Genomic DNA, 26,579 nt, shown 5'->3' on the forward strand with positions numbered 1-26,579 from the left:
GCGGCGCCGCGCGACGTGCGGGCCGGCCGGCCGCCAGCCTCCGTCGTCCTTCAGTGTTCGTCAGCCCTGGACGGTCACCGGCGGCAGGCTGCCGCCATCCTTGAGCGGCACCGCCAGGTCGGCGAGCAGCGGCAGCACCTGCTGGGCGGCGCGCTCGCCCTCGGCGATGGCCGCGGCGGCGCGGTGGAAGTCCATCGCCGCAATGTCCGACAGGCGCGGACGCACCATCACGTCCGCCGGCTCGCCGGCCATGCGGCTCTGGGTGATGCGCACCTGCATGATGTTGAGACTGGTGCCCAGCACGTCCAGCAGCGAGGGCATCTCTGTGCCGCCGCCTGCGGGCGCACGCGGCGCCGGCCGCAGTTTGCCGAGCACCGTGGCCAGCACGCCGGCCTTGGGCAGCTCGGCCACGGCCGTGCCATCGGTGGAGGCGGTGCGGTTGCGCCGGCCGATCAGGTCCCAGTTGAGGTCCACGGCGATCACCAGGTCGGCGCCCATGGCGCGGCACAGCGACACCGGGATCGGGTTGACCAGCCCGCCGTCCACCAGCAGGCGGTCCTCCTGCTGGGTCGGCGTGAACAGACCCGGCAGGGCCATCGACGCACGCACCGCATCGATCACCGGCCCTTCGCGCAGCCACACCTCGCGGCCGGTCGCCAGCTCGGTGGCCACGCAGCCGAAGGCCTTGGGCAGGTCGGCGAAGTCGGGGTCCTGCGAATGCTCGCGGAAGAACTTCAGCAGCTTGCCGCCTTCGATCAGCCCGCCGCCCATCTTGAGGTCCAGCATGGCCACCGTGCCCGACCACGTGAGCTTGCGCACCCAGTCTTCGAGCCAGTCGAGCCGGCCGGCCGCATAGATGGCACCCACCAGTGCGCCGATGGAGGTGCCGCACACCACGTCGGGCGCGTAGCCGGCCTCTTCCAGCGTGCGGATCACCCCGATGTGCGACCAGCCTCGCGCCGAGCCGCTGCCCAGTGCCAGGCCGATGCGGGGCCGCCGCGGCATCAGAAGTCCACGAGGCTCAGGCCGACGGACAGGACGGTGCGCTTGCGGTTGTAGTCCACCAGCGTGTCGCCGTAGCCGTGGAACAGCTGCACATGGAAGCGCAGGTCGCTCTTGGCCGGATCGCCGATGGCGCGCAGCCATTCGAGTCGCACCGAGCCCTTGCCGCTGCCGCCGATGAGCCCGCGTGCGGTGCCGCGCAGCGTGTTGACCGGGTCCACGTTCCAGGTGCCGATGATCTCGCTGTGGCCCAGGTAGCTGGTGATGTCGGGGTTGTCGTCGTCGGCCGCGCTTTCGTGCACGCGGTGCCACACGCGGGCGGTGATGGCGAATCGGTTGTCCAGCTCCACGCCGCCCATCAGGTAGACGCGGTTCCAGCTGCGCGACAGCGGCAGGCTCTGACCGTTGGACTGGTGCACCAGCCCCAGGCCCGCATAGCGCCAGCGCCAGCCGCCGGGCAGGCTCAGGTCCAGCGGGTAGGCGTACATGAGCTCGGGCTCATGGTCCGTGGTGCGGAAGGGTCGCGACAGGTCCGAGTTGAAGACCTGCCAGGTCGACTGCTGCGTGTAGCCGAACCACAGCGAATCGCGGCGCAGCGGGTCGCCACGCGTGAGCAGGCCCTCGGCCAGCTTGGTGCGCACCGAAAGTCCGATGCGCATCTCGCTGGGCTGGTAGGCCATGGCCGTGCCGGTGTGCCCCTCGGCGGGCGAGGTGGGCGTCTGCGGCCGGCCGTCGGCGGTGGAGATCGACACGTTCAGCGGCCGGTAGCCGCGGAAGGTGAAGGTGCCGCAGCTACTGCCTTCCTCCAGCTCCCAGAAGCGCGAGAGCGCTGAGTACTGGCGGTCGCGGCAGCCTTCGGTGTCGGCCACGGCGATCACGCGCGTGGCGGGCTGGGCCACGTCCACGGGTTTGTCCACGGCCGGTGCGTCCGGCGGCTGCGCAGAGGCGAGCGCGGGCGGGGCCGGTGGCAGCGTGGCGGCAGGTGTCTGCTGCTGCAGGGCCCAGCGGTCGAAGCAGGCCAGCCGGGCGGCGTTGTCGGCGGAAAGGCGCGCGCACTGCTGCCAGGTGAGTTGGGCGTCCGCCAGCGGGCTGGGCGGAAGGCCCGGTGCGGGGGCGGCCTGTGCCAGCGCGCGTGTCTGGGCCTGGACTGCGAAAGGACTGGCCAGGGCGGCCAGCGTCAGGAAGCTCAGGGTGAGGGGCGTTTGCGCAGAACGACGGGCACGCTCTGCTCGGTGGCGGTGTTGCGCCATGTTCCAGTGAACTCCTTGCCGCACGAGGCGGGCTGCAGGTCTGTGGTCCAGACCGCGCTGATCGTGCGGCCGTCCCGGGATTCGTCGAGGCTGAACTGGCCGTCGGCATTGATGTCGCCGGCCAGCTGGGCCAGCGGGGAGCCGGCCCTGGCGATGGTGCCACGCACGCTGCCCGCGTATTCCGGATGCGGGCGCAATTCGACGTCAGCGGGCGCCGCGTCGTTCTGGAAGCGCGCATCCCACCAGCCATAGAGGTCCGAGGGCTTCATGTCGCTGGCCGTGGCCGGACAGCCGGGCGGCACGCGGGTGCCCGCGCAGCCGGCGGCGGCCAGCGCGATCAGCAGAGAGGGCAGCAGGCGCATCGCGGCTCCTTGGGGCGGTATCAGTTCGAGGGCTCGGCGGCCGAGGCGGCCGCAGCGGCGCGGCGCGCGAACTCGGCGCGCAGGGCCTTGAGCTTCTCGCGCGGGTCTTCCTTGGCCGTGGTCTTGTCCAGCGCCATCTCGGCGATGAAGCGGCTGGGCGCGGCCTGCACCATCTCGCGGCCCTTCTTGCGGCGCTTCATCCAGCTCACGGCCAGCGTGCGCTGGGCGCGGGTGATGCCCACGTACATCAGGCGGCGCTCTTCCTGCAGGCGCTCGGCGATGCTTTCCGTGACCTTCTCCTGCCGGCCTTCGTCGTCGTCCAGCTTGAAGGGCAGCAGGCCCTCGTTCACGCCGACCAGCATCACGTGCGGCCACTCCAGGCCTTTGGAGGCATGCAGCGTGGAGAGGGTGAGCACGTTCTGGTCCTGCTCGCGCTCGCTGATGGTGGACAGCAGCGAGATGGTCTGCGCCACCTCCAGAAGGCTCTTGGCCTCGGGGCCGCTGGTGGCGCCGGAGGCGTCCTCCACTTGGCCGCCGCAGCGCTGCGACATCCAGTCGCAGAACTCCAGCACGTTGGTCCAGCGGCTGGCCGCGGCCTGCTCGCTGTCCTCGCCGTCGTAGAGGTGCTTCTCGTACTCGATGTCCTTGAGCCAGTCCATCAGGAAGGCCCGCGCGCCCTCGGCGCCGACGGTGTGGCGGGCGCGGTATTCGAGGTCGTTGATGTAGCGGCCGAACTCGTGCAGTCCCTCGATGCCGCGCTTGGGCACGGCGCTGGGCAGCGAGGGCGAGAACAGCGCCTCGAACAGGCTGATCTTGTACTGGCTGGCGAACACGCCCAGCTGCTGCAGCGTGGTGTGGCCGATGCCGCGCTTGGGCGTGGTCACGGCGCGCAGGAAGGCCGGATCGTCGTCGTTGTTGACCCACAGCCGGAACCAGCCGCACAGGTCCTTGATCTCGGCGCGGTCGAAGAAGCTCTGGCCGCCCGACACCTTGTACGGGATGTTGGCGCGGCGCAGCGCCTGCTCGAAGATGCGCGCCTGATGGTTGGCGCGGTAGAGGATGGCGAAGTCGCGCCATTCCTTGTGCGTGGAGCTTTCGCGCAGGCCCTGGATGCGGGCCACCGTGCGCTCGGCCTCGTGCTGCTCGTTGTCGCAGTCCACCACGCGCACCGGCTCGCCCTCGCCCAGCTCGCTGAACAGCGTCTTGGGAAAGAGCTTGGGATTGGGCCCGATCACGTTGTTGGCCGCGCGCAGGATGGCGCTGGTGGAGCGGTAGTTCTGCTCCAGCTTGATGACCTTGAGCTGCGGATAGTCGATCGGCAGCTTCTTGAGGTTGTCCAGCGTGGCGCCGCGCCAGCCGTAGATGGACTGGTCGTCGTCGCCCACGGCGGTGAAGCGGCCGCGCTCGCCGGCGAGCAGCTTGAGCACCTCGTACTGGGTGGCGTTGGTGTCCTGGTATTCATCGACCAGGATGTGGCCCAGCAGCTTCTGCCACTTCTCGCGCACCGCCTCGTGCTTGTTGAGCAGCTGCAGCGGCATGCCGATCAGGTCGTCGAAGTCCACGCTCTGGTAGGCCGTCAGGCGCTCCTCGTAGCGGGCCATGATCCTGGCGGTGATGCGCTCGTTGTCGTCCACCGCCTGGGCCTCGGCCTCGACCGAGTTGAGGCCCATGTTCTTCCACTTGCTGATCGTCCACTGCCAGGTGCGGGCGGTGGCTGTGTCGGTGGTGCCGCCGGCGTCCTTGAGGATCTTGGTGACGTCGTCCGCGTCCAGGATGCTGAACTGCGGCTTGAGGCCGAGCACGCCGCCGTCCTCGCGCATCATGCGCACGCCCAGGGCGTGGAAGGTGCACACCACCACCTGCTTGGCGTCGCGGCCGATCAGGCCCTTGGCCCGCTCGCGCATCTCGGCCGCCGCTTTGTTGGTGAAGGTGATGGCCGCGATGCGCTTGGGCTCCAGCCCGGCCTGGATCAGCCGCGCGATCTTGTGGGTGATCACCCGCGTCTTGCCCGAACCCGCGCCGGCGAGCACCAGGCAGGGCCCGTGGAGGTAGTTGACCGCTTCCTGCTGGGCGAGATTGAGGCCGGAGGACATGGCGAGAGGGGGGAGGGCTGCAGGCGCCGCGGCGCTGGATCGGCCGGACGCAAAAGCGCGCAATGATACTGGCGGGGGGCTGGCGACGAGAATGCGCCGCCGTGCTTGCCGTCTTTGCCGCCACCTTCCCCTTCTTCGCGCTGATTGCCCTGGGCTACCTGGCCGCTCGGCGCGGGCTGATGCCGCTGGAGGCGATTCCGGGCCTGAACGTCTTCGTCCTGTACTTCGCACTGCCCTGCATGCTGTTCCGCTTTGCGGCCGGCACGCCGCTGGCGCAACTGCTCGATGCACGGGTGGCGCTGGTGTGGGGCGTGGCCGCGCTGGCGATGGTGGCGCTGGCCACTGCCGCCGCGCGGCGCGCCGGACACCACTGGAACGACGCCGCCTTCGGCGCGCTGGTGGCCGCCTTTCCCAACACCGGCTTCATGGGCGTGCCGCTTTTGGCCGCGCTGCTGGGGCCGGCAGTCGCGGGGCCGGTGATCGTCACCATCGCCTTCGACATGGTGCTGACCTCCTCGCTGTGCATCGCCCTGTCGCGGCTGGACACGCACGAGGGCGGCGCCGCGGCCCAAGCCGTGCGGCGCGCGCTGGGCGGCATCGTGCGCAACCCGATGCCCTGGTCGATGGTGCTGGGCGCGCTGGGCTCCGCGCTGCAGTGGCGGCTGCCGGCACCGGTTGACCGCACGGTGGGCATGCTGGCGGACGCGGCGTCGCCAGCGGCGCTGTTCACCATCGGCGCGGTGCTGGCGCGCTCGGCCCTGCGGGCGCGCGAGGGCGGCGCGCAGCCGCCGTGGCGCGCCGCGCTGCGCGACCTGCTGCCGGTGGTGGGCTTCAAGCTGCTGGTGCATCCGCTGCTGGTGCTTGGGCTGGTGACGGCGCTGGCAGCAGCAGGCACCGGGCTGTCGCCGCTGGCCGGCGTGGCGCTGGTGCTCACGGCGGCGCTGCCCAGTGCCAGCAACGTCTCGATGCTGGCCGAGCGCTATGGCGCGGACACCGGCCGGGTGGCGCGGATCATCCTGTGGACGACCGTCGGCGCCTCCCTGAGCTTTCCGCTGGCGGTGTCGCTCACGCGCTGAGCCGCTACCGAGACGGACGCCATAGGCCGTTCGTCCCCCCTGGCATGCGAGGTATTCCTACGCCGCGCGGCCGCGGCTGGGCCTAATGTGAGCGCATGTTTCCGAGGTTCTGATCATGCAGACATGGGTTCGCGTGATGGTCGCCGTGGCGGCACTGGCCGCGGTGGGTGCAATGGCCGCGCACGGCCAGGTGCGATGGGCCGCCGCCCTTCTGGCGGCTGGCGCCGTCCTGCTCGCGATCGGTCTGTGGGCCGTCCGCCTGCGCTCGACGCGCCGGCGGGTGCTCTCCTACGTGCAGGTCATCAAGCCGCCGCTCGGGCACATCGAGCACCGTCAGGCCTGAGGGATGCCGGCATACCCCACGGGCCGGGGTGACCGCCCCGCGGTGAAAGGCCGCGATGCGGCGGGAGCGTGCCTCAGATCGCCTGGGGATCCACGTCGATCAGCCACCGGATGATCCCCTGCCCCTCCGGACCGCGCCGCAGCGCATGCAGCCGCGGATGCCACTGCGCCAGCAGGCGCTGCAGCGCCACCCGCGATTCGCTTTCGACCAGCATCTGCGCCCGTTCCACATTGGCCACGCGCTGGATCGCCAGCGGCACCGCCGGATAGCGTTGCACGGCGGTTGCCTCGGGCAGATCGTTCACCGCCGAGCTGGCGGCCGTCAGAAATGCCTGTGCCGCTTCCTGCGTACGGGCGTCGGCGCGCAGCAGCGCCTGGAAGGCGAAGGGTGGCAGGCTGGCGGCGCGCCGCTCTTCCAGCTGCTGTTCGGCAAAGGCCGCGTAGTCGTGCCGCCGCAGCGCCGCGAACAGCGGATGCTGCGGATGGAAGCTCTGGATCCACATCTCCGCCCGGCTGCCCTGTGCCGCCAGCCAGGCGCTGTCGCGGCCTGCCCGCCCGCCCGACTGCATCAGCAGCGAGAACAGCCGCTCCGGCGCGCGGAAGTCGCTGGAGAACAGCGCGCCGTCGGGGTTGATGGCCGCCACCAGCGTGATGCGCCGGAAGTCGTGGCCCTTGGCGATCATCTGCGTGCCCACCAGCACGTCCACGGCGCCGTCGTGCACCTGCGCCAGCTGCTGGGCCAGGGCGCCCTCGTGCCGGGTGCTGTCGGCGTCGATGCGGGCGATGCGCACCGGGCCGCCGCCGTCGCCCTCGGGCCGCTGCACGCCCGCCAGCAATTCGGCCAGTTCCTCCTCCAGCCGTTCGGTGCCGCGGCCCACGGGGGCGATGTCCGGGTTGCCGCAGGCCGGGCAGGCGCGCGGCACGCGTTCGGCAAAGCCGCAGTGGTGGCAGCGCAGGCTGCGGTCGATCTTGTGGAAGACGCGGTAGGCGCTGCAGTGCGGGCATTCGCTCTTCCAGCCGCAGTCGCCGCAGGCCAGCACCGGGGCATAACCGCGGCGGTTGAGCAGGAGCATGCTCTGCTCGCCGCGGGCCACGCGCTGGGCGATGGCGTCCACCAGCGCGGCCGACAGCCGGGTGCGCGGCGGCTGCAGGGTCATGTCCACCAGCCGGACGGTGGGCAGGTCGCCGGCCCCGACGCGGCTGGGCATGGACAGGCGCCGGTAGCGGCCGCCGGCATCGCCGTCCGACGGCGGGCGGCTGCCCCACCAGCTTTCCAGCGACGGCGTGGCCGAGCCCAGCAGCACCCGGGCGCCTTCGCGCCGGCCCCGCCACACGGCGAGGTCGCGCGCGGAATAGCGGGCGCCTTCCTGCTGCTTGTAGCTGGGGTCGTGTTCCTCGTCGACCACGAGCAGCGCCAGCCGGGGCAGGCTGGCGAAGATGGCCATGCGCGTGCCCAGCACGATGCGGGCGCGGCCCAGGTGTGCCGCCAGCCAGCTGGCCAGGCGCTGGGGATTCGTCATGCCGCTGTGCATCGACACCACCGCGCCCGGCCCGTAGATCGGCGCGAAGCGGGCGACGAAGCGCGCCTCCAGCTGGGGCGTGAGGTTGATCTCCGGCACCATCACCAGGGCCTGCGCCTCGGGGTCGGCCTCCAGCAGCTCGGCCACGGCCTGCAGGTAGACCTCGGTCTTGCCGCTGCCGGTGCTGCCGTGCAGCAGGAAGACGCCCGCATCGCCTGCGCGCAGTTCGGCCAGCACGGCCGCCTGCTCGGCGGTGGGCGGGCGGGGCGCGTCGCCCTCCACCGGCGCCGCCGCCTTGGGCTGGCGGGCGAGCCGACGCGCGAGCTGGTCGGCGCCCAGTTCCCGCAACTGGGGCGGCAGGCCGGCCAGCGCCACTTCGCCGATGGCGCGCTGGTAATAGCGGGCCGCGAATTCCACCAGATCGCGCCAGCCGGCCGAGAGGGGCGGCAGGCCCTCCAGCACGGCGGCCACGGCGCGCAGGGTGGTGCCTGCGGGCTCCTCCCCGGCCTCCCCCCACACCACGCCCAACACCTCGCGCTGGCCCAGCGGCACGCGCACCAGCGCTCCCGCCGGCACCGGGCTGGGCGTGATGTAGGTCAAAGGTTCGGAGATGCCGCTGTGGGCCGGCGTCTGCACCGCCACCCGCACGCGAACCCCGGCTTGGGACGCTTCGTTCATGCTTGTTTCGACAAGCAACATCTAAGTGTTTGATTTCTCGGGAGTTTGGCAGTCATCCAGAGTTCCTGTGGATAACTTTGTTGATAGGCGGCTGCGAAGGCCGCCAAAGCCCGTCAAATCAAGGCCTTGGCCAGATTGCCCGTAAAAAGGGCAGGGTGACGAATCCATACGAATCAATCACTTAGCAGTGCTGGACGGCAGGGGCTCCGCCATGGCAGGGTCCCGGTGTTATGGCGCACCGCAGCACGAACTTTGTGCATAAGTAGGGGCGCGGGGGCTTGACAAAGCGCCAAAGCCCTGCCGGCGCCCGTTCCATGCGGGCTGGATGCTCCCTCAATGCGTGCAGCGGCGGCTGGCCGTCATGCAGTCCGCTGGGCGCGCGAATGCCGGTGGACGGCCTCCACCAGCGCGGCGACATGCTCGGGCGGCGTGAACTGGCTGATGCCGTGGCCCAGGTTGAAGATGTGGGTCGGGCCGGTGGTGGCCGGATCGCGGTGCGGCGCGCCGAAACGGTCAAGCAGGCGCACGGCCTCGGCTGCCACCCGGCCGGGCGGCGCGAACAGCACATTGGGGTCGAGGTTGCCCTGCAGCGCCTTGCCCTTCGGGCCTTCGCCCACGCGGGCGCGGGCCACGGCCAGGTCCACCGTCCAGTCCAGGCCGAGCACCTCGCAGTCGAGCGTGGCCATGGCCTCCAGCCACAGGCCGCCGCCCTTGGTGAACACGATGCGCGGCACGCGCTGGCCGTCCGCGCCCTCGCGCTTGAGCTGCGACAGCACGCGCGCGGTGTAGGCCAGGCTGAATTCGTGGAAGGCCCCGTCGGCCAGCGCCCCGCCCCAGCTGTCGAACACCATCACCGCCTGCGCGCCGGCGTCAATCTGGGCGTTGAGGTAGGCGGCCACGGCGTCGGCATTGATGGCCAGCATGCGGTGCATCAGGTCCGGGCGGCCGTACATCAGCGCCTTGGCATGCCGCCAGTCGCTGGAGCCGCTGCCTTCGACCATGTAGCAGGCCAGCGTCCACGGGCTGCCCGAGAAGCCGATCAGCGGCACGCGGCCGGCCAGCGCGCGGCGGATGGAGGCCACGGCGTCGAACACATAGCGCAGGCGCTCCAGGTCGGGCACTTGCAGCGCGTCGACCGCCGCCTCGTCGCGCACGGTGCGCGCGAAGCGCGGGCCTTCGCCGGCCTCGAAGGACAGCCCCAGCCCCATGGCGTCGGGCACGGTCAGGATGTCGGAGAACAGGATCGCCGCGTCCAGCGGAAAGCGGTCCAGTGGTTGCAGCGTGACCTCGGTCGCGTAGTCGACGTTGGTGGCCAGGCCCATGAAGCTGCCGGCCCGGGCGCGGGTGGCGACGTACTCCGGCAGGTAGCGGCCGGCTTGGCGCATCAGCCAGATGGGCGTGTGGTCGGTGGCCTGACGCCAGCAGGCGCGCAGGAAGCTGTCGTTCTGGAGGGGGGCGAAGGGCATCGCGGGATTGTCGCAGCGGTGCCCCAGAGCGTGACGGACTTGGCGGCGGCGGTGGCTGGCGCCCCGCCGCCGGCCTCGGTCAACCCGTGCGGTACTTGATCGAGCAGCCGTAGGGCTTGGTGCTCGCCACCGAGATCGGGCGGCCGCCGAAGGCATCGGCCAATGCCTGGTTCACGTAGTTGGTCGCGGTCCTGATGTCGTCGGGCCGCGCCGAGGCGATGCTGTCGATGCCGCCGGCGTACACCAGCACGCCCTGGGGATCGATGATGAAGATGTGCGGCGTGGTGCGCGCGCCGTAGGCCTGGCCCACGATGCCGTCCTCGTCCATGAGCACGGCGGTGGGGGCGCCCGACTGGGCCTTCATCCAGGCGGCCAGCTCGGCCGGCGGCAGGTAGTCGCTGGCGGCGCGCTCGGTGGAGTTGATGGCCAGCCAGACCGCGCCCCGCGCGGTGGCGGCCTTCTGGGTGGCCGGCATGTTGCCGCTGCCGTAGTGCTTGCGCACGAAAGGGCAGCCGGGGTTGGTCCATTCGAGCACCACGTACCTGCCGGCAAAGTCGGACAGCTGGTGGCGCTGGCCGCTGGTGTCCACGGCAACAAAGTCGGGCGCCTTCTGGCCCACGGTCGGGGCGGCATGCGCCTGGGCATTGATCAGCAGGCTGGCGCCCAGGGCCATGGCGGCCGTCATCACGGCGCGGCGCGAGGCACGGGAGAGGGCGGCACGGGCCGCGCGGACATTGCGCGCGGCGCGCTCGGTGCGCGAAAGTTTGGATGGCGACGGCGAGGTCGACATGGATGGATCAGCTCCTCATGACGGAAGGGGCCTTTGCACGGGCGGCGGGCGCCGTGTCGGCCGGGTTGAATGATGAAGCGCAGCGGGAGCTTAGACCGCTTTCTTGAAGCCGGCGCGACAACCTGTACGGATCGGGGGAAATCGGGATCGCGCGTGCAGGCGCGGTGGCACCGGTCCAGGGCCGGGGCGCCCGGAGCCGCGTCAGAGGTGCCGGGCCACGAAGCCGAACCAGCGGGTGAGTGCGCCGACGGCATCGTCGGACTGGAGCGCCTGCAGCCATGCCTCCTCCTGGGCCCGCATGATGTCGTCGGCCATGTCCAGCGCGTCACGGTAGCGCCGGGCCGGGTCCTGCGCCGGGGTCAGCGGGTAGGTTTCCCCGACGAGCATGGCGACGATGGCGCCGCGCGCCGTCAGGCGCTGCAGGTCGTCGCCGCATTCGCCTGCGGGAATGATCGGCCCGCTCAGCGCGCCGTGCGCCACCATGGCGGCCGCTACCGTGGCCAGCACCTGCGGGGCCGTGGCGCCGTCGCCGCCGGCGGCCAGGTCGTCCCGCGCCTGCAGGCCGGCGGCTTCGATCGCCGCCTCGTGCACGAACACGCGGTCGTGGCCCGCCCGCTTCAGCCAGTGGCGCTGCCGCCAGCCGTGGTCGACCGTGAAGGCATGCAGCGACAGCGCAGGGTCGGCGCTGCCGCCGAAATAGCGGGCCGTGGGCAGGGGCGGCGCCTGCATGGCGCGCAGCGGCGCATCGTCGGCCAGCAGGCTGACGGCCGCGTGGTCCACGTTGCTCAGCAGCGAGGCGGTGGTGCGCAGGGCCAGGCCCAGCGGCTCGCCCAGCATGGCCAGCGGACCGGGCGCCGGCAGGTCGCGTGCCGAGGCCATGGCGTCCACCGCCTCGGTCAGCTTGCGCACGCCCTGCTTCACGTTGAAGCGCACTTCGCGCAGGCCGTCCTTGAGCGCCAGCGCCTTGTCCGGACTGGCGGCAGCGGCATCCTGGGGTTTGCGAGACATTTGCGACTCCGGCAAGGCACTATGTACAGGGGGTAGCATACCGGCTGGACGCAAGGGGTGTCCGCCAAGCAAGAGGTCCCTCCATTGAACCGTAAAGCCACGTCGACGGACGAAGCGGCGGCGCAGGACGGTGGCGCCGACAAGGTCACCGCCAATGCCCGCAACCGGCGCATGCGCCTGCGCGCCGCCTGGATGTACTACATCGAGGACATGACCCAGAACGACATCGCCCAGCGCCTGGGCCTGGGCCGGGTGACCGTGGTGCGCCTGCTCAACGACGCACTGGAGCGGCACGAGGTCAAGTTCACCATCGAGAGCGGCGTGCCCGAATGCGTCAACCTCGAGCGGGCGCTGGAGCGGCGCTTCGGCCTGGCCGAGGCGGTGGTGGCGCCGCTGTCCAGCCCCGAGGCCGACGCCGCCCTGGCCGTGAGCGCGGCCACCGGCCAGTACATGTCGGAGCTGGTGCGCCCGGGCATGAAGCTGGGCCTGGGCTGGGGCCGCACGCTGCTCGAATCGCTGCGCTACATCCGCACGACGCCGGTGCCCGACCTGTCGGTGGTCTCCATGCTGGGCGGCATCACCAAGATCAAGCGCTACAACCCCTCGGAATTCGCCTGGCGCTTCTCCAGCCTGTTCCAGGCCGAATGCCTGCAGATGAATGCGCCGGCGCTGGTGGACAGCCCGGCCTCGCGCCGCATGCTGATCGAGGGCTGCGGCCTGGGCGAGGTCTTCGACAAGGCCAGGGAGCTCGACGCCGTGCTGCTGAGCGTGGGCGACCTGGCGCCGACGGCCACCGCCTTCCGCGATGGCTATCTGTCGGACGAGGTGCGCCGCTCGATGCTGCGCCTGGGGGCGGTGGGCGAGTCGCTGTTCCACTTCTACGACGCGCGCGGCCAACTGATCGACCACCCCATCCACGAGTGCGTGATGGCCATCCCGCCCGACACCATCCGCCAGGTGCCGCAGCGCATCGTGGCCTCCGGCGGTGTCGGCAAGGCACGGGCGCTGCACGCCACCATGCGCCTGTTCAAGCCCACGGTGCTGATCACCGACGAGCATGCCGCCGCCCGCATGCTGGAGATCGACCAGGAAGACTGACCCTCCCTACGCCGATGCCGCGTGCCTTCTGGCGCGCCCCCAGGCCCCGCCTCGCACCGCGACGCGGGGCTTTTTGCTGCCTCCGGGTTTCCCCGATCCGTGGGCCGCGCCGCCCGGCCTTGCTGTGCGATGAACATAATGACAAAATAAAAATCAAATGTTCAGTCATGGGCCGAGCCGGTCCTCCTTCCCCCACACTTTCAGGAGACTCCCTTGAGCGGATTCATTCCCAGCGGCCTGGCGGCCGATCTCGAAACCCGTGCCCTGACGGGCAAGCCCATCCGCATCGGCCTGATCGGCTCGGGAATGATGGGCGGGGACATCGTCACGCAGGTGCTGCAGATGCGCGGCGTGGTGGTGGCGGCCATTGCCGACATCCACGTGCCCGCTGCCCTGCGCGCGCTGCAGGAGGCCGGCCACGGCGGCGACGCCCATCGCGTGGTGGAGACGCAGAGTGACTTCGACCGCGCCGTCGAGGCCGGCCGCGTGGCCGTGACGCCCGATGCGCAGCTGGTCTGCCGCAGCGGCCTGATCGACGTGGTGGTGGACGCCACCGGCAAGCCCGCGGTGGGTGCCGAGATCGGCCTGACCGCCATGGAGCACGGCAAGCACCTGGTCATGATGAACGTCGAGGCCGACGTCACCATCGGCGCCTACCTCAAGCACGAGGCCGACCGCCTGGGCGTGATCTATTCGCTGGGGGCGGGCGACGAGCCCAGCTCCACCATCGAGCTGATCCAGTTCGTCTCGGCCCTGGGCTATCCGGTCATCGCCGCCGGCAAGGGCAAGAACAATCCGCTCAACATCGACGCCACGCCCGACGACTACGCGGCCGAGGCGCATTCCAAGAACCTCAACCCGCGCATGCTGGTGGAGTTCGTGGACGGCTCCAAGACGGCGGTGGAGATGTCCGCCATCGCCAACGCCACCGGCCTGGTGCCCGACGTGCCCGGCATGCATGGCCCGTCCTGCTCGCTGGAGGAATTGAGCCAGGTGCTGGTCCCGCGCGAGGACGGCGGCGTGCTCGGCCGCAAGGGCGTGGTCGACTACACCATCGGCAAGGGCGTGGCCCCGGGCGTGTTCGTGGTGGCCGAGATGGCGCACCCGCGCCTGCGCGAGCGCATGGACTACCTCAAGCTCGGCAAGGGCCCGTACTACACCTTCTACCGGCCCTACCACCTGTGCAGCCTGGAAGTGCCGCTGACCTGCGTGCGCGCCGTGCTCTACAACCGCGCCGACATGGCGCCCATCGCCCGGCCCACGGCCGAGGTGTGCGCCGTGGCCAAGCGCGACCTGCGCCCCGGCGACACGCTGGACGCCATCGGCGAGTACACCTACCGCGCCTGGGCCATGACGGCCGAGGATGCCCGCCGCCAGCGCGCCGTGCCCTGCGGCCTGCTGGAACGCGGCAAGGTCACGCAGCCGATCCGCAAGGGCGAGCTGCTGACCTCGGCCAACGTGGCCGTCGACCAGAGTTCGCGCATCGTCGAGTTCCGCCGCCGTCAGGACCGCCTGGTCTACGGCGAACTGGAGCTCGCAGCATGACGACGCCTTCCGTCCAGGGCGGCGTCGTCGGCGCCGAAGGCGTGCCGCGCGTGTTCGAGCGCTTCAGCGTCGAGCAGCTGCACGGCTTTCTGCGGCAGATGCACCTGATCCGCCAGTTCGAGGAAGGCGCCGAGCAGGCCTACATGCGCGGCCTGGTGCACGGCACCATGCACCTGTCCATCGGCCAGGAGGCCAGCGCCACCGGCGTCGGCGCGGCGCTGCGCGAGGGTGACGTGATCACCTCCACCCACCGCGGCCACGGCCACTGCATCGCCAAGGGCGCGGACCCGAAGTTCATGTTCGCCGAGTTCTTCGGCAAGGACACCGGCTACTGCCGTGGCCGCGGCGGCTCCATGCACATCGCCGACGTGGCCAGCGGCAACCTGGGCGCCAACGGCATCGTGGGCGGCGGCCTGCCCATCGCGGTGGGCGCGGCCCTGGCGCTGCGCCAGCAGGGCAAGCCCAACGTGGCCGTGTGCTTCTTCGGCGACGGTGCCAACAACGAAGGCGCCTTCCACGAGAGCCTGAACATGGCCGCCGTTTGGAAGCTGCCGGTGGTGTTCGTGTGCGAGAACAACCAGTACGGCATGTCCACCTCCACCGAGCGCTCCACGGCCGTGCGCCGCATCGCCCAGCGCGCGCAGGCCTACGACTTCCCCGGCGTGACGGTGGACGGCAATGAATTCGCCGCCGTCGCCGAGGCCGCCATCGAGGCGGTGGAGCGTGCCCGCAGCGGCCAGGGCCCCACGCTGCTGGAGTGCCTGACCTACCGCCACCGCGGCCATTCCAAGAGCGACCGCAACCGCTACCGCACCAAGGAGGAGATCGAGTCCTGGATCGCGCGCGACCCCATCGGGCGCTACGAGCAGGCGCTGCAGTCCTGCGGCCTGATCACGCCCGAGCAGGTGTCGGCCCTCGTCGACGACGTGGCGCGCGAGATCGCCGAGGCGGTGGAATACGCCAAGAACAGCCCGGCCCCCGACGCCGCATCCGTCACCGACTTCGTCTACACGCGCTCGCCCAAGGAGGCCGCCCATGTCCGTTGAGAGCCGCGAGCTGAGCTACGCGCAGGCCATCCAGGAGGCGCTGGCCATCGCCATGGAGCGCGACCCGCGCGTGTTCCTGATGGGCGAGGACATCGGCGTCTACGGCGGCGCCTTCCAGGTCACGGGCGACCTGGTGCATCGCTTCGGCGAGTCGCGCGTGATGGACACGCCCATCTCCGAGCTGGCCGGCGCCGGCGTGGCCGTGGGCGCCGCGCTCATGGGCCAGCGGCCGGTGTACGAGTTCCAGTTCTCGGACTTCGCCACGCTGGCCATGGAGCAGATCGTCAACCAGGCCGCGAAGATCCGCTACATGCTGGGCGGCAAGGCCTCGGTGCCGCTGGTGATGCGCTTTCCGAGCGGCTCGGGCACCGGCGCCGCCGCGCAGCACAGCCAGAGCCTGGAGGCCTGGCTGGCGCACGTGCCCGGCCTGAAGGTGGTGCAGCCCTCCACGCCGCACGACGCCAAGGGCATGCTGCTGGCCGCCATCGAGGACCCGGACCCGGTCATGTTCTACGAGCACAAGCTGCTCTACAAGATGAAGGGCCCGGTGCCCGAGGGCTACTACACCGAGCCGCTGCACGAGGCGCGCATCCGCCGTGCCGGCGAGCACGTGACCATCGCCGCCAACTCGATCATGGTGCACAAGGCGCTGGAGGCCGCGATCGAACTGGCCGCCGAGGGCATCTCGGCCGAGGTGGTGGACCTGCGCTCGCTGCGGCCGCTGGACCTGTCCACACTGGTGGACAGCGTCAGCCGCACCACGCGCCTGGTCTGCGTGTACGAAGGCACCAAGGAGCTGGGCATCGGCGCCGAGGTGTCGGCCGCCATCGCCGAAAGCGCCGCCTTCGACCGGCTGGACGCCCCCATCATCCGCCTGGGCGGGGCCGACTGCCCGCTGCCCTACAACCCGCAGCTGGAGCGCGCGGCCGTGCCGCAGGTGCCCGACATCGTGGGCGCGGTGCGCCGCAGCGTGCGCGCGAGGGGCTGAGCATGGCCACCGAAGTCATCCTCCCGCGTGTCGACATGGACATGGCCGAGGGCAAGATCGCCCATTGGTATGTCAAGGACGGCGACGCGGTGCGCAAGGGCCAGGTGCTGTTCGAGATCGAGACCGACAAGGCCACGATGGAAGTCGACGCGCCGGCCGACGGCACGATGCACGGCATCCGCGGCGAGATCGGCGTGTCGATGCCGGTGGGCGAGATCGTGGGCTGGATCCTGGCGGCGGGCGAGGCGCCGCCGGCCGAGTCGGGCCCGGTTGCCGCCCCCGCCGCCCATGCCGAGGCCCTGTCGGACGAGCCGGTGGCGCAGGCGATCGCCCAGCCCGCGGCCATCGCTGCCGCCGCCGCGGCGGCGCCCCTCGCGGCGGAAGGCGGCCTGCTGCGCGCCACGCCCCTGGCCCGCAGCCTGGCGCGCCAGCGCGGCATCGACCTCGCCACCGTGCGCGGCAGCGGGCCCGACGGCCGCATCCTCGCCGCCGACCTGCTGGGCGGCGCCGGTGCGGCGACGGATGCGCCGGGCCTGCATCTGCAGTGGCTGCGCACGGGGCAGGGCGCGCCGCTGGTGCTGATCCATGGCTTCGGTGCCGACCTGGGCTCCTGGCGACCGCTGCTGGCGCACCTGCCGGCCACGTTGCCGGTGCTGGCGCTGGACCTGCCGTCGCATGGCAAGTCGCCCGAGTCCGGAGCCGTGGACCTGGCGGGCGTGGCGGCCGAGGTGCTCGACCGGCTCACCCGCGAGGGCGTGGAGACGGCGCATGTGCTGGGCCATTCGCTCGGTGGCGGCGTGGCGCTGGCGCTGCTGCAGCAGGCGGCGGTGCGGGTGCGTTCGCTCACGCTGCTGGCGCCGCTGGGGCTGGGCGGCGGGGCCGATCCCGCCTTCATCGACGGGCTCACGCAGGCCGAGGACGAATCCATGCTCAAGGCCGTGATGGGGCGGCTGGTGCACGAGGCCCGCTGGATCACCGGCTCCTTCGTCGCCACTGCCTTGCAGCAGTTGCAGCGGCCCGGCCGCCGAGAGGCGCTGCGGACGCTGGCCGAACGGCTGCTGCCAGCGGCCGGGCCAGCGCCGGCGCTGCACGTGGTGCTGGCGCAGGCCGACGTGCCGGTGCATGTGCTGTGGGGCCGCGAGGACCGCATCCTGCCCTGGGCCCAGGTCGAGGCCCTGCCGCCGTCGGTGGGCCTGCACCTGCTGCCGGGCGTCGGCCATCTGCCGCAGGTCGAGGCCGGCGCGTGGGTGGGGCAGGTGGCCGCGCTGCAGTGCGGTGCGGTGGGGTCAGCGGCGCAGGCTTAGGCGCTGGTCAGAGCGCCTCGACATTGGTGGCTGGGTCTTGGCTTGGCTTGGGCTTGGGCTTCAGGTTGGGTTGTGTCGCGTCAGGCGACTGCTTGAGGGCGGCGCGGGGCGGGTGGGCGCTAACCCGGCAGAAGGCACCGGGAGCACGCATGCCGGCGTCCTCCACCGGTTAGCACCCCAGTCGTTGAGTCTCCTCACCTGTTAGCACCCGAGTCAGTCGAGCCTTCCCGTCGGCTGGCAGTCCAGTCGTTGGACCTCCCTGCCGGTTGGCACCCCAGTCGTCAAGCAAGCCGCCAATGGGCCCCGTGCATCGCACAGCCGCCCCTGAAGCGGCGTCATTCAGGCGGGCACGGCGACGAAGGCAGGCCGCAGTTGCGGATGCGTGGGATAGCGCCAGACTGGCTTGGCGCCACTGAACAGGTCCAGGAAGGCGATGGCCTGCCCGGCGTCTTCGCGCACGTTCTCCAGGTAGCTGGTCCAGTGCTGCGCCACGCGCGCCTCCAGTCCTGCGTCCAGCGGCGGCGCGCCGCGCGCCACACGCCAGGCTTGCAGCAGCGTCAGCGCCGCGTCGGTCAGCACACGCACCTGCGGAGCCTCGTGCGTCGCACGCGGCAGCACCAGCGGCGGGTGGCGCAGCCATTGCCACAGTAGCGCACCGCTGGCGAAGTGGGCCACGTCCACGGCATCGCGTGCTTCGAGCGGCTGGGCCTGCTCCAGCAGCGCCGCCCAGGTCCAGAAGGCCTGCGCGAGGGCAGGGCGGTCCACCGTGGCATCGACGCCGTCGGACCCCAGGGCCCGGGCGCGGCCCAGCAGCAACGCGGCATGGGCGTCGCGGCACCAGTGCCAGCGACGCAGTTGCGCAGGGAAGTCGGGCTGGACGCTCCAGAGGTGGGCGAGTTGGGTGTCGAGCATGGGGGTCGGACGATGGCACCGGCGCCCGGGCCTGGCACCTAGTGAACACCCTTATGCGTGAACATATTGACTAGTCGATGGACAAATGTACCATTTTCTCCATCGTCAACGATCGATGGCGGGGCGTGCCGTAACCGAATGACCGGCCGCCGACAACAACCTGGAGACACCATGCCCACAACGCAACAACTGCTGCTTCTGCTGACCCTGTTCTGGGCCCTCCAGGTGGCGGCGTCCTGGGTGCAGTACCGCCACTACCGCGGCGCGATGGGCGAGGCCACGCGCCGCTGGTCCGACGGCTACCTGGGCGTGGGCCAGTCCCGCCGCCGCCTGCGCGGCGGCGCCGTGGCGCTGCTGGAGGTCGATCCGGCCCTGCGCGTGCGCCGCCTGCAACTGCTGGACGGCATCAGCATCTTCGCCCGCTTCAAGCCGCAGGAAGGCGCCGAAGGCCTGACGCTGCAGCAACTGGCCGCCCAGGCCGAGGGCACCACGCCCCAGGCCCTGGCCATCCGCCAGGCCATCGCCCAGGTCGAGGCCGTCCATCGGCGCCAGACCGAGCGCGCCGCCGAGGCGCCAGCAGGGCCCGCCGCCCCCGAAGGCCAGGCCGTACCGCAGCCCCAGCCCCAGGCCGCCTGACACCCCAACGTCTCACGCGCCGCGCCGTCGACGCGCGCCGCCCCCGATTTCCCCCCCGTCCACTCCACAACCACAACGGAGACATTCCATGGAGACTTTCGAATTCCTCGCCCGCGCAGCGGAGGCGTTCATCGGCGTGTTCAACGCCGGCGGCAAGACCTTCGTCGGCTTCGTCACGGGCATCCTGCCGACGCTGATCGTGCTGCTCACCGCGGTCTACACCGTGATCGCCCTGGTGGGCGAGCAGCGGGTGCACCGGCTGGCGCGCTTCGCCGCCGGCAACGCGATCACCCGCTACACGGTGCTGCCCTTCCTGGCCATGTTCTTCCTGACCAACCCGATGGCCTACACCTTCGGCATGTTCGTGGAAGAAAAGCACAAGCCCGCCTTCTACGACTCGGCGGTGTCGCTGTGCCACCCCATCACCGGCCTGTTCCCGCATTGCAACCCCGGCGAGCTGTTCGTCTGGCTGGGCGTGGCCACCGCCATCACCAAGCTGGCCGAACAGGGCCATGCGCCCTTCTCGTTGCCCAAGCTCGCCCTGGCCTACCTGCTCGTGGGCCTGGTGGTGAACCTGCTCAAGGGCATCGTCACCGAGAAGATCACGATGCTCATCGCCAAGCGCGACGGCGTCGCGCTGTAAGCCGCCGCGATCCGACCGCCCCGCCCCCACCGAAAAGCACAACAAGACCAGACCCGAGGAGACCCGCGCCATGTCCAGCACTTCCGCGTTCCGTTCCGTCACCGTTTCCGCCGGCCCCGGCGGCTGGGGCGGCCCGCTCACCATCACGCCGACACCCGAGCGCGACAAGATCATGGCCGTCACCGGCGGCGACATCCCCGAGGTGGCGCGCCGCCTGGCCGAGATGACCGGCGCCACGGTGGTGGACGGCTTCCGCGCCCCGCCGCCCGAGAGCGAGGTCGCGGCCGTGGTGATCGACTGCGGCGGCACGGCCCGCTGCGGCGTCTATCCGCGCAAGCGCATCCCCACCATCAACCTGACGCCGGTGGGCAAGTCGGGCCCGCTGGCCGACTTCATCGCGGAAGACATCTACGTCTCAGGCGTGAAGGTGGAGCAGTTGCAGCCCGCCGGCGGCGCGGCGGCTGCGGCCGCCCCGGCCGCGGCGGCCATGGGCGGTGCCTTCGGCGGCGCGGCCGTCATGGCGGCCTCCAGCCGCGCGGCCGACAACCAGCCGCCGCAGGGCGGCGTGGTGGGCCTGATCACCTCCATCGGCCGCGGCATGGGCGGCGTGATCGGCGTGCTGTTCAACAGCGGCCGCAAGTCCATCGACCAGGTGCTGCGCAACGTGCTGCCCTTCATGGCCTTCGTGACCATGCTGATCGGCCTGATCAACGAGACGGGCATCGGCGGCGTGCTGGCCCACCTGCTGGAGCCGCTGGCCGGCAACGTGATCGGCCTGCTGGTGCTGTCGGCCATCTGTGCGCTGCCCTTCCTCTCGCCCATCCTGGGGCCCGGCGCGGTGATCGCGCAGGTGATCGGCGCGGCCATCATCGGCCCGGCCATCGCCAACGGCACCATCTCGCCGGCCATGGCGCTGCCGGCCCTGTTCGCCTACGACGCGCAGGTCGGCTGCGACTTCGTGCCCGTGGGCCTGGCGCTGGGCGAGGCCAAGCCCGATACGATCCGCGTCGGCGTCCCGGCGGTGCTGATCTCGCGCCAGATCATGGGCCCGACCTCGGTCGTGATCGCCTGGGCGGCCAGCTTCCTTCTTTGAGCATCCAAGACCTGTACGGAGACCCCATGATCTATTACTCCACCACCGTGACCGCCATCGGCGAGGAGGTGCCCGACCTGCTGGACGGCGGCGTGCTGATCCTCTACGCCGACGGCGCCCCGCCGGCCCTGGCCGAGGTGTCGGTGCAGCACCGCGTGGCGGCCGAGGTGCCGCTGCAATGCCCGCCGGTGGGCGCGCGTATCACGCTGGGCGGCATCGACACCCGCGTCACCGCCGTCGGCAGCACGGCCTGGGACAAGGTGCGCGACATGGGTCACGTGGTCATCAGCTTCAATGGCGCCACCGCCGCCGAGCGGCCCGGCGAGATCTGCGTCGAGGCCCTGGACGCCAACGCCCTGCGCCGCGAGATCGGCGCCGGCAGCCGCATCACCATCGCCGACTGACGCTTCCCTCGCCTGCGTTCCCCGCCTGCGCCGGCACGGCCGCGGGGCGTCGGGCGCAGCGCCCGGCCCGTCCTGCCGCCGCCTTCAGCGCGCGCGGCGGTACGCCCTCCGACCTCCCCGCGCCCCGAACTCCCCATGATCGAGTTATCCACCGTTGTCCGTGTGGTGGAAGGCCTCCACACGCGTCCCGCCGCCCAGATGGCCAAGCTGGCCAAGGGCTTCAAGTCCAGCATCCACCTGGTCCGCCAGGGCAACCCGGCGGACGCCAAGAGCTCGGTCAAGCTGATGCTGCTGGGCGTGAAGGAGGGCGAGGAGGTGCTGCTGCGCGCCGATGGCAGCGACGAGCAGGATGCGCTCGCGCGTCTGGTGCAGTACCTGCAGGACCCGCGTGCCGGCCTGGAAGAGGGCGCACTGATCGCCCCCGCCACGCACGCCGCTGCGCAGGACTGCGGGGCCGACGATGCCGACGAGGCCATCGCCGACAACTGCTTCTGCGGCGTGGCCGGCAGCCGCGGCACCGCCCTGGCGCCGGCCTATGTCTACCTGCCGCAGCCGCTGGTGGCCAGCCGCCAGGTGATCGACGCCGCCGAGGTGCCGACCGAGCTGGACCGCTTCCGCCGCACGCTGGCCGACTTCGTGCAGCCGGCCGGCGGCGGCGTGCCCAACGGCGCCGCCAGCGAGCAGGACCGGGCCATCCTCCAGGCCCTGATCGACCTGGCGCAGGACGAGGAATACGTGGGCGCCATCATCCGTGGCATCGAGGGCCGCGGCGATGCGGCGGCCGTCACGCTGCGCGTCGGCCAGGTGCTGGCCGACAGCTTCAACGCCATGGCCGACGATTACATGCGCGCCCGGGCCGAGGACATCCGCGGCGTCACGCGCCACCTGGCGGCGCGGCTGCTGGGCCAGTCGCTGCCGGACCTGCGCGGCATCCACGCGCCCTGCGTGCTGGTGGCCGCCGACCTGAGCGCCTGGGAGTTCGCGCAGGTGCCCATCCGCCATGTGCGCGGCCTGGTGTGCACCGGCGGCTCGGCCACCTCGCACGTGGCCATCATGGCCCGCACCCATGGCGTGCCGGCCGTGCTGGGCGTGCCGCTGGGCGCGGCCCAGCTCAAGGCCGCCGACACGCTGGTGGTGGACGGCACGCGCGGCCGCGTCATCGTCAACCCCGACACCGCGCAGCAGCGCCATGCCGAACGCCGCATGGCCGCCGAGCGCGAGGCCCGCGCCGCGCTCGACCGCTACCGCGACCTGCATCCGCGCACCCGCGACGGCCGCGAGATCGAGGTGGTGGCCAACCTGGGCGGCCTGGACGAGATCCCGCTGGCGCAGGCCGCCGGCGCCATGGGCGTCGGCCTGTTCCGCACCGAGCTGCTGTTCATGCAGCGCCGCAGCCTGCCCACCGAGGACGAGCAGGCCGAGGTCTACCAGCGCCTGGCCGAGGCCTTCCACCCGCGGCCGGTGATCATCCGCACGCTGGACATCGGCGGCGACAAGCCGGTGGCCGGCATCGACTTCCCCAAGGAAGAGAACCCTTTCCTGGGCTGGCGCGGCGTGCGCATGTGCCTGGACCGGCCCGAGGTCTTCAAGCCCCAGCTGCGGGCGCTGCTGCGCGCCGCCTCCGTGGGCAATGTGCGGGTGATGATCCCGATGATCAGCGACGTCGACGAAGTGCGCCGCGTGCGCGCGCTGGTCGACGAATGCAGCGCCGAGCTGACCGCCGCCGGCGTGGCCCATGCCCGCTTCGAGCTGGGCATCATGGTCGAGACGCCGGCCGCCGTGCTGCAGGCCGACGCGCTGGCGGCCGAGGTGGGCTTCTTCTCCATCGGCACCAACGACCTCACGCAGTACGTGATGGCCACCGACCGCGCCAATGCGCAGATCGCCTCGCTCTACCGCACCGAGCATCCAGCCGTCATGCGCGCCATCGCGCTGACCTGCGAGGCCGCCCGCGCCGCCGGCATCTGGGTGGGCCTGTGCGGCGAGGCGGCGGCCAACCTGGACCTGATCCCGCGCTTCGTCGACATGGGTGTGACCGAGCTGAGCATGAGCCCGGCCTCCATCCTCGCGGCCAAGAAGCGGGTGACGGAGCTGTGAGCACGGCGGCCCTGCGCGCCCTGCTCAGCGACTGCGACGGCGTCATCGTCGACAGCGAGGTGGTGGCCGACCGCGCCATGCGCGAGGTGCTGGCCGGCGCCTTCGGCGGCGTCGACGTCGAGCCGGCCCTGGCCGGCCTGTTCGGCCGGCGGGTGATCGACATCATCCGGCTGGTGGAGCAGCGGCTGGAGCGCCCGCTGACCGACGAGCACCGCGCGGCCCTGCAGCGCGACATCGATGCCCGCGTGGCCAGCCTGGCGCCGGCCATGCCCGGCGTGTACGAGGCCTATGCCGAGATCGGCCTGCCGCTGGCCATCGTCTCCAACAGCGCCTTCGATCGGCTCCACCGCAGCGTGGAGGCGTCGGGCCTGTTGCTGCTCGCCGGCCGCCATGTCTATGCCGCCGAGGACGTGGGCCGGCCCAAGCCGGCGCCCGATGCCTACCTGCATGCCGCCCGCCAACTGGGCGTGCCGCCGGCCGCCTGCCTGGTGGTCGAGGACAGCGCCACCGGCGTGCTGGCCGCCCGCGCGGCGGGCATGGCGGTGCTGGGCTTCCTGGGCGGCAGCCATGTGGATGCGGACCATGGTCGCTGGCTCACCGAGGCCGGCGCGCTGGGCCTGTTCGAGCGGATGGATCAGTTGCCGGCGCTGGTGCGCGGCTGGCCGGCGCTGGCGGCCTGAGGGACGGGGCGGCCGGGCGGTGGCAGGCTGATCGAGCAGCCGTTGCCGGGCAGCAGCCGGCTGAAGGCCCTGGCAGCCCGTGAGTCAACGACCGTTCGGGCTGAGCGTGTCGAAGCCCTGCGTGGCGCTTCGGTCTTCCGGCGATCCGCTTCTCAGGACTTGCCCGCCCCGCCCGGCAACGCACGCAGCGCCTCGCGCACCTCAGCGGGCGAGAGCAGCTCGCTCAGCACCACCGGCGCCTTCCCGGGCGCCTGCAGCACATACACCGGGACGCCATTGCGGCCCAGCGCGTTCAGCGCGGCTGCGATGGCCGGATCGCGCCGGGTCCAGTCGGCGCGCAGCAGCTGCACGCCGCGCGCGCCGAAGTCGGCCAGCAACTCGGCATTGCCCAGCGTGGTCTTCTTGTTGACCTGGCAGGTGACACACCAGGCGGCCGTGAAGTCGATGAACACCGGCTTGCCCTCGGCCTGCAGTTGCGCCACGCGCTCGGCCGACCAGGGTTGCCAACGCGACTCGGCCGACGCGCCGCCCGCCGTGGCTTGTGGCGCGGGTGCCATCTGCAGCAGCAGCGGCCCGAAGCTGGCGGCCAGCGCCGCGAAGCCCAGCGCCAGCGCCCCGCCCAGCAGCAGCCGGGTGCGGCCGGCCAGGGTGCCCAGCGCCCAGGCCACCGCGCTGCCGGCCACCAGCAGGGCCAGCAGCGCGCCGGCGCCGTCGATGCCGGCCTGCTGGCCCAGCACCCACACCAGCCAGGCGACGGTGGCGAACATCGGGAAGGCCAGCAGCCGGCGCAGGGTGTCCATCCACGGTCCGGGCCTGGGCAGCAGCCGCGCCACCGCCGGCACGAAGCCGGCCAGCAGGTAGGGCAGGGCCAGACCCAAGCCCAGCGCGGCGAAGAGCAGCAGCGCCTGCAGCGCCGGCAGGCCGATGGCCAGGCCCAGCGAGGCGCCCATGAACGGCGCCGTGCAGGGCGAGGCCACCAGCACCGCCAGCACGCCGGAGAGGAAGTCGTTGAGCACCGGATGGCGGACCTGCGTCCCTGCCAGCCGCGCCGGCGCCAGCATGCCCACCTCGAAGACGCCCGCCAGGTTGAGCCCCAGCAGCGTGAACAGCCCGGCCAGCGCCGCCACCATGCCGGGCGACTGCAGCTGGAAGCCCCAGCCCAGCTGGGCGCCCGCCGCACGCAGCGCGATCAGCAGCCCGCCCAGGGCCAGCAGGCTGAGCACCACGCCGGCGCTGTAGGCCAGGGCGGCACGCCGATGGCCGCGCCGGTCGTCGGCATGGCGGGTGAAGCCCAGCACCTTGATTGCCAAGACCGGGAAGACGCAGGGCATCAGGTTCAGCAGCAGGCCGCCGGCGAAGGCGCCCAGCAGGGCCAGCAGCAGGCCGGCCGGTGCCACCGGGGCCGGCGCCACGGGCGCGGCCGGGCGGGCATTGGCATCGAGCGCCGCCTGCAGCGCGGGCGAGACGGTGGCGGGCGCGCCCACGGCGGGCCAGCGGCCATCGACCGCGGCGTCCACCCGCCAGCCCACCGGCTGGCCGGCGGCCTCGGCCTTTTGCCGGTCCTCGCCGGTGAGGGCCAGCACCAGCGGCATGCGCGCCGGGCTGGCCGAGCGCTGGTCGGCCACCGGGAACTGCGCCGTCCACACGCCCCCCTCCCAGCGCTGCTGCCAGTCGGTGCCGGCGACGGCACCGTTGCGCAGCACCTCGGCCGTCTCGGGCATCAGCTCCAGCGTGCGGCCCTGGGCAGCGGCGGGCAGGCCCTCGACGCGCAATGCCAGACTGCGGGCGTCGGCGGCGAGCCTGGCGGTGGCGGGCGCTTCGGCGGCCACCGGCCGCGCGGCCCAAGCGGCGTCGAATTCGGCCCCATGGCCCGCGGTGGAGCTGCGCACGGGCAGGTCGAGGCGGAACTCGCCGTCCTCGGGGATGCATTCCTTGCGGCACACCAGCCAAGTGGCCGACAGGCGGATCGGCAGCGTGGCGGTGCCGGTCAGCGCGGTGGGTGGGCGGAAGTCCGGCGCCACCGTCACGGGCACCGGCAGCAGCACCTCGTTCTCGTAGCCGTAGTTGGCCAGGCTGCCGATGAAGAGCTTGTGCGGCACCGGCCAGTCGACCTCGCCCGCGTCCAGGCCCGGGGGCAGTTGCCAGCGCAGCTCGGTGGGCAGGCCGGAATCGCCGGCGTTCTTCCAGTAGGTGTGCCACTCGGGCTGGTGGCTGATCTTCAGGCCCAGCCAGACGGTGGCGCCGGGGCCCACGCCCTGCGGCGCCTGCGCGACCAGCTCGGCCCGCACGTGCGGCGTGGTGACGACGGCGCTGCCGCCGCCGTTGCTGCCGGGCGTGAGCTGGGCGGATGCGCGGGGCAGCAGGCCCGTGGCCAGCAGGAAGGCCGCGAAGAACGGCAGCAGCCAGCGGGCAGGAAGAAGGGAGTGGGCGGTGCGCATGCGCGGGGTCGGAGCGGGGCCCGGGCCTGAAGTTCCGGCCGCCAGGGTTGTCGATCTGTTCTTGCCGCCGGCCACGGCGCATCCGTCCACGGCGTAGGCCGCCGCGTG

23 protein-coding genes are annotated in these 26,579 nt (G+C 71.8%); 13 read left to right on the top strand and 10 right to left on the bottom strand.

Translation table 11 applies throughout. The features are described from left to right. Positions 1-60: 60 nt before the first annotated feature. From ABIC63_RS26105 to ABIC63_RS26120, 4 genes are read right to left on the bottom strand one after another with little or no spacing between them, the layout of a single operon-like run. Positions 61-1,005, bottom strand: a complete 945-nt coding sequence (locus ABIC63_RS26105; RefSeq protein WP_354321905.1) for a patatin-like phospholipase family protein — start codon at positions 1,003-1,005, stop codon at positions 61-63. Further along, positions 1,005-2,252, bottom strand: coding sequence for a phospholipase A (locus tag ABIC63_RS26110; protein ID WP_294375920.1), 1,248 nt, complete (start codon positions 2,250-2,252; stop codon positions 1,005-1,007). The genes ABIC63_RS26105 and ABIC63_RS26110 overlap by 1 nt, the downstream gene beginning before the upstream one ends. Continuing rightward, positions 2,189-2,614, bottom strand: coding sequence for a hypothetical protein (locus ABIC63_RS26115; RefSeq protein WP_294375924.1), 426 nt, complete (start codon positions 2,612-2,614; stop codon positions 2,189-2,191). The genes ABIC63_RS26110 and ABIC63_RS26115 overlap by 64 nt, the downstream gene beginning before the upstream one ends. Positions 2,615-2,634: 20 nt before the next feature. Next, on the bottom strand, positions 2,635-4,707 hold the full coding sequence (locus ABIC63_RS26120) for an ATP-dependent helicase (protein ID WP_354321906.1): 2,073 nt from the start codon (positions 4,705-4,707) through the stop codon (positions 2,635-2,637). A 101-nt stretch (positions 4,708-4,808) separates the two neighbouring features. Here ABIC63_RS26120 and ABIC63_RS26125 point away from each other — a divergent pair, with 101 nt between their 5' ends. Further along, positions 4,809-5,783, top strand: a complete 975-nt coding sequence (locus ABIC63_RS26125) for an AEC family transporter (RefSeq protein WP_354321907.1) — start codon at positions 4,809-4,811, stop codon at positions 5,781-5,783. Positions 5,784-5,898: 115 nt separating this feature from the next. Continuing rightward, positions 5,899-6,126 (top strand): hypothetical protein, encoded by a 228-nt coding sequence (locus tag ABIC63_RS26130; RefSeq protein WP_294375931.1) that lies wholly within the window; start codon positions 5,899-5,901, stop codon positions 6,124-6,126. A gap of 73 nt (positions 6,127-6,199) precedes the next feature. Here ABIC63_RS26130 and priA read toward each other — a convergent pair whose 3' ends face one another. The 4 genes from priA to ABIC63_RS26150 all read right to left on the bottom strand — a co-directional run bounded on the left by priA (position 6,200) and on the right by ABIC63_RS26150 (position 11,587). Continuing rightward, positions 6,200-8,323 (bottom strand): replication restart helicase PriA, encoded by a 2,124-nt coding sequence (gene priA / locus ABIC63_RS26135; RefSeq protein WP_354321908.1) that lies wholly within the window; start codon positions 8,321-8,323, stop codon positions 6,200-6,202. A 359-nt stretch (positions 8,324-8,682) separates the two neighbouring features. After that, positions 8,683-9,789, bottom strand: a complete 1,107-nt coding sequence (gene hemE, locus ABIC63_RS26140) for a uroporphyrinogen decarboxylase (protein ID WP_354321909.1) — start codon at positions 9,787-9,789, stop codon at positions 8,683-8,685. Positions 9,790-9,868: 79 nt separating this feature from the next. Beyond that, positions 9,869-10,579: a thioredoxin family protein gene (locus tag ABIC63_RS26145; RefSeq protein WP_017758377.1), complete on the bottom strand. Its 711-nt coding sequence runs from the start codon at positions 10,577-10,579 to the stop codon at positions 9,869-9,871. 201 nt (positions 10,580-10,780) lie between these two features. Next, positions 10,781-11,587: a hypothetical protein gene (locus ABIC63_RS26150; RefSeq protein WP_294375937.1), complete on the bottom strand. Its 807-nt coding sequence runs from the start codon at positions 11,585-11,587 to the stop codon at positions 10,781-10,783. An 84-nt stretch (positions 11,588-11,671) separates the two neighbouring features. Between ABIC63_RS26150 and ABIC63_RS26155 the strand changes: the two genes are divergently transcribed. From ABIC63_RS26155 to ABIC63_RS26175, 5 genes are all read left to right on the top strand, one after another. Continuing rightward, positions 11,672-12,685 carry a sugar-binding transcriptional regulator gene (locus ABIC63_RS26155; protein WP_294375940.1) on the top strand — a complete coding sequence of 338 codons (1,014 nt, stop codon included), beginning with the start codon at positions 11,672-11,674 and terminating at the stop codon, positions 12,683-12,685. A 213-nt stretch (positions 12,686-12,898) separates the two neighbouring features. Further along, a complete protein-coding gene (locus tag ABIC63_RS26160; RefSeq protein WP_017758324.1) occupies positions 12,899-14,230 on the top strand; it encodes an NAD(P)H-dependent oxidoreductase in 1,332 nt (443 codons plus the stop codon). Then, the gene (locus ABIC63_RS26165) at positions 14,227-15,276 is read left to right on the top strand and encodes a thiamine pyrophosphate-dependent dehydrogenase E1 component subunit alpha (protein ID WP_294375943.1); all 1,050 of its coding nucleotides are present in this window, start codon (positions 14,227-14,229) and stop codon (positions 15,274-15,276) included. The genes ABIC63_RS26160 and ABIC63_RS26165 overlap by 4 nt, the downstream gene beginning before the upstream one ends. Further along, complete coding sequence (locus tag ABIC63_RS26170; RefSeq protein ID WP_017760769.1) at positions 15,266-16,264, top strand: alpha-ketoacid dehydrogenase subunit beta; 999 nt, start codon at positions 15,266-15,268, stop codon at positions 16,262-16,264. Before ABIC63_RS26165 ends, ABIC63_RS26170 begins: the two co-directional genes overlap by 11 nt. A 2-nt stretch (positions 16,265-16,266) precedes the next feature. Further along, positions 16,267-17,568 (top strand): acetoin dehydrogenase dihydrolipoyllysine-residue acetyltransferase subunit, encoded by a 1,302-nt coding sequence (locus ABIC63_RS26175; protein WP_354321910.1) that lies wholly within the window; start codon positions 16,267-16,269, stop codon positions 17,566-17,568. A gap of 339 nt (positions 17,569-17,907) precedes the next feature. On the opposite strand, the gene ABIC63_RS26180 is transcribed toward ABIC63_RS26175, so the two are convergent. Beyond that, positions 17,908-18,480 (bottom strand): hypothetical protein, encoded by a 573-nt coding sequence (locus tag ABIC63_RS26180; RefSeq protein WP_294375952.1) that lies wholly within the window; start codon positions 18,478-18,480, stop codon positions 17,908-17,910. Between the two features lie 171 nt (positions 18,481-18,651). Here ABIC63_RS26180 and ABIC63_RS26185 point away from each other — a divergent pair, with 171 nt between their 5' ends. The 6 genes from ABIC63_RS26185 (at position 18,652) to ABIC63_RS26210 (ending at position 24,033) form a co-directional block, all read left to right on the top strand. Continuing rightward, a complete protein-coding gene (locus tag ABIC63_RS26185) occupies positions 18,652-19,116 on the top strand; it encodes a transcriptional regulator GutM (protein WP_354321911.1) in 465 nt (154 codons plus the stop codon). 88 nt (positions 19,117-19,204) lie between these two features. Beyond that, complete coding sequence (gene srlA / locus ABIC63_RS26190) at positions 19,205-19,759, top strand: PTS glucitol/sorbitol transporter subunit IIC (protein ID WP_234197908.1); 555 nt, start codon at positions 19,205-19,207, stop codon at positions 19,757-19,759. A gap of 70 nt (positions 19,760-19,829) precedes the next feature. Continuing rightward, positions 19,830-20,852 (top strand): PTS glucitol/sorbitol transporter subunit IIB, encoded by a 1,023-nt coding sequence (gene srlE / locus ABIC63_RS26195; protein WP_294375961.1) that lies wholly within the window; start codon positions 19,830-19,832, stop codon positions 20,850-20,852. A 26-nt stretch (positions 20,853-20,878) separates the two neighbouring features. Next, positions 20,879-21,256 (top strand): PTS glucitol/sorbitol transporter subunit IIA, encoded by a 378-nt coding sequence (locus ABIC63_RS26200; RefSeq protein ID WP_017761672.1) that lies wholly within the window; start codon positions 20,879-20,881, stop codon positions 21,254-21,256. Positions 21,257-21,391: 135 nt separating this feature from the next. Then, positions 21,392-23,353: a phosphoenolpyruvate--protein phosphotransferase gene (ptsP, locus tag ABIC63_RS26205; RefSeq protein ID WP_354321912.1), complete on the top strand. Its 1,962-nt coding sequence runs from the start codon at positions 21,392-21,394 to the stop codon at positions 23,351-23,353. Beyond that, the gene (locus ABIC63_RS26210; RefSeq protein WP_354321913.1) at positions 23,350-24,033 is read left to right on the top strand and encodes an HAD family hydrolase; all 684 of its coding nucleotides are present in this window, start codon (positions 23,350-23,352) and stop codon (positions 24,031-24,033) included. Before ptsP ends, ABIC63_RS26210 begins: the two co-directional genes overlap by 4 nt. 152 nt (positions 24,034-24,185) lie before the next feature. Here the strand turns inward: ABIC63_RS26210 and ABIC63_RS26215 are convergent, their stop codons facing one another. Beyond that, complete coding sequence (locus ABIC63_RS26215; protein ID WP_354321914.1) at positions 24,186-26,471, bottom strand: protein-disulfide reductase DsbD family protein; 2,286 nt, start codon at positions 26,469-26,471, stop codon at positions 24,186-24,188. Positions 26,472-26,579 lie beyond the last annotated feature (108 nt).

The organism is Pseudacidovorax sp. 1753 (assembly GCF_040544975.1).
Lineage (GTDB): Bacteria > Pseudomonadota > Gammaproteobacteria > Burkholderiales > Burkholderiaceae_C > Xenophilus.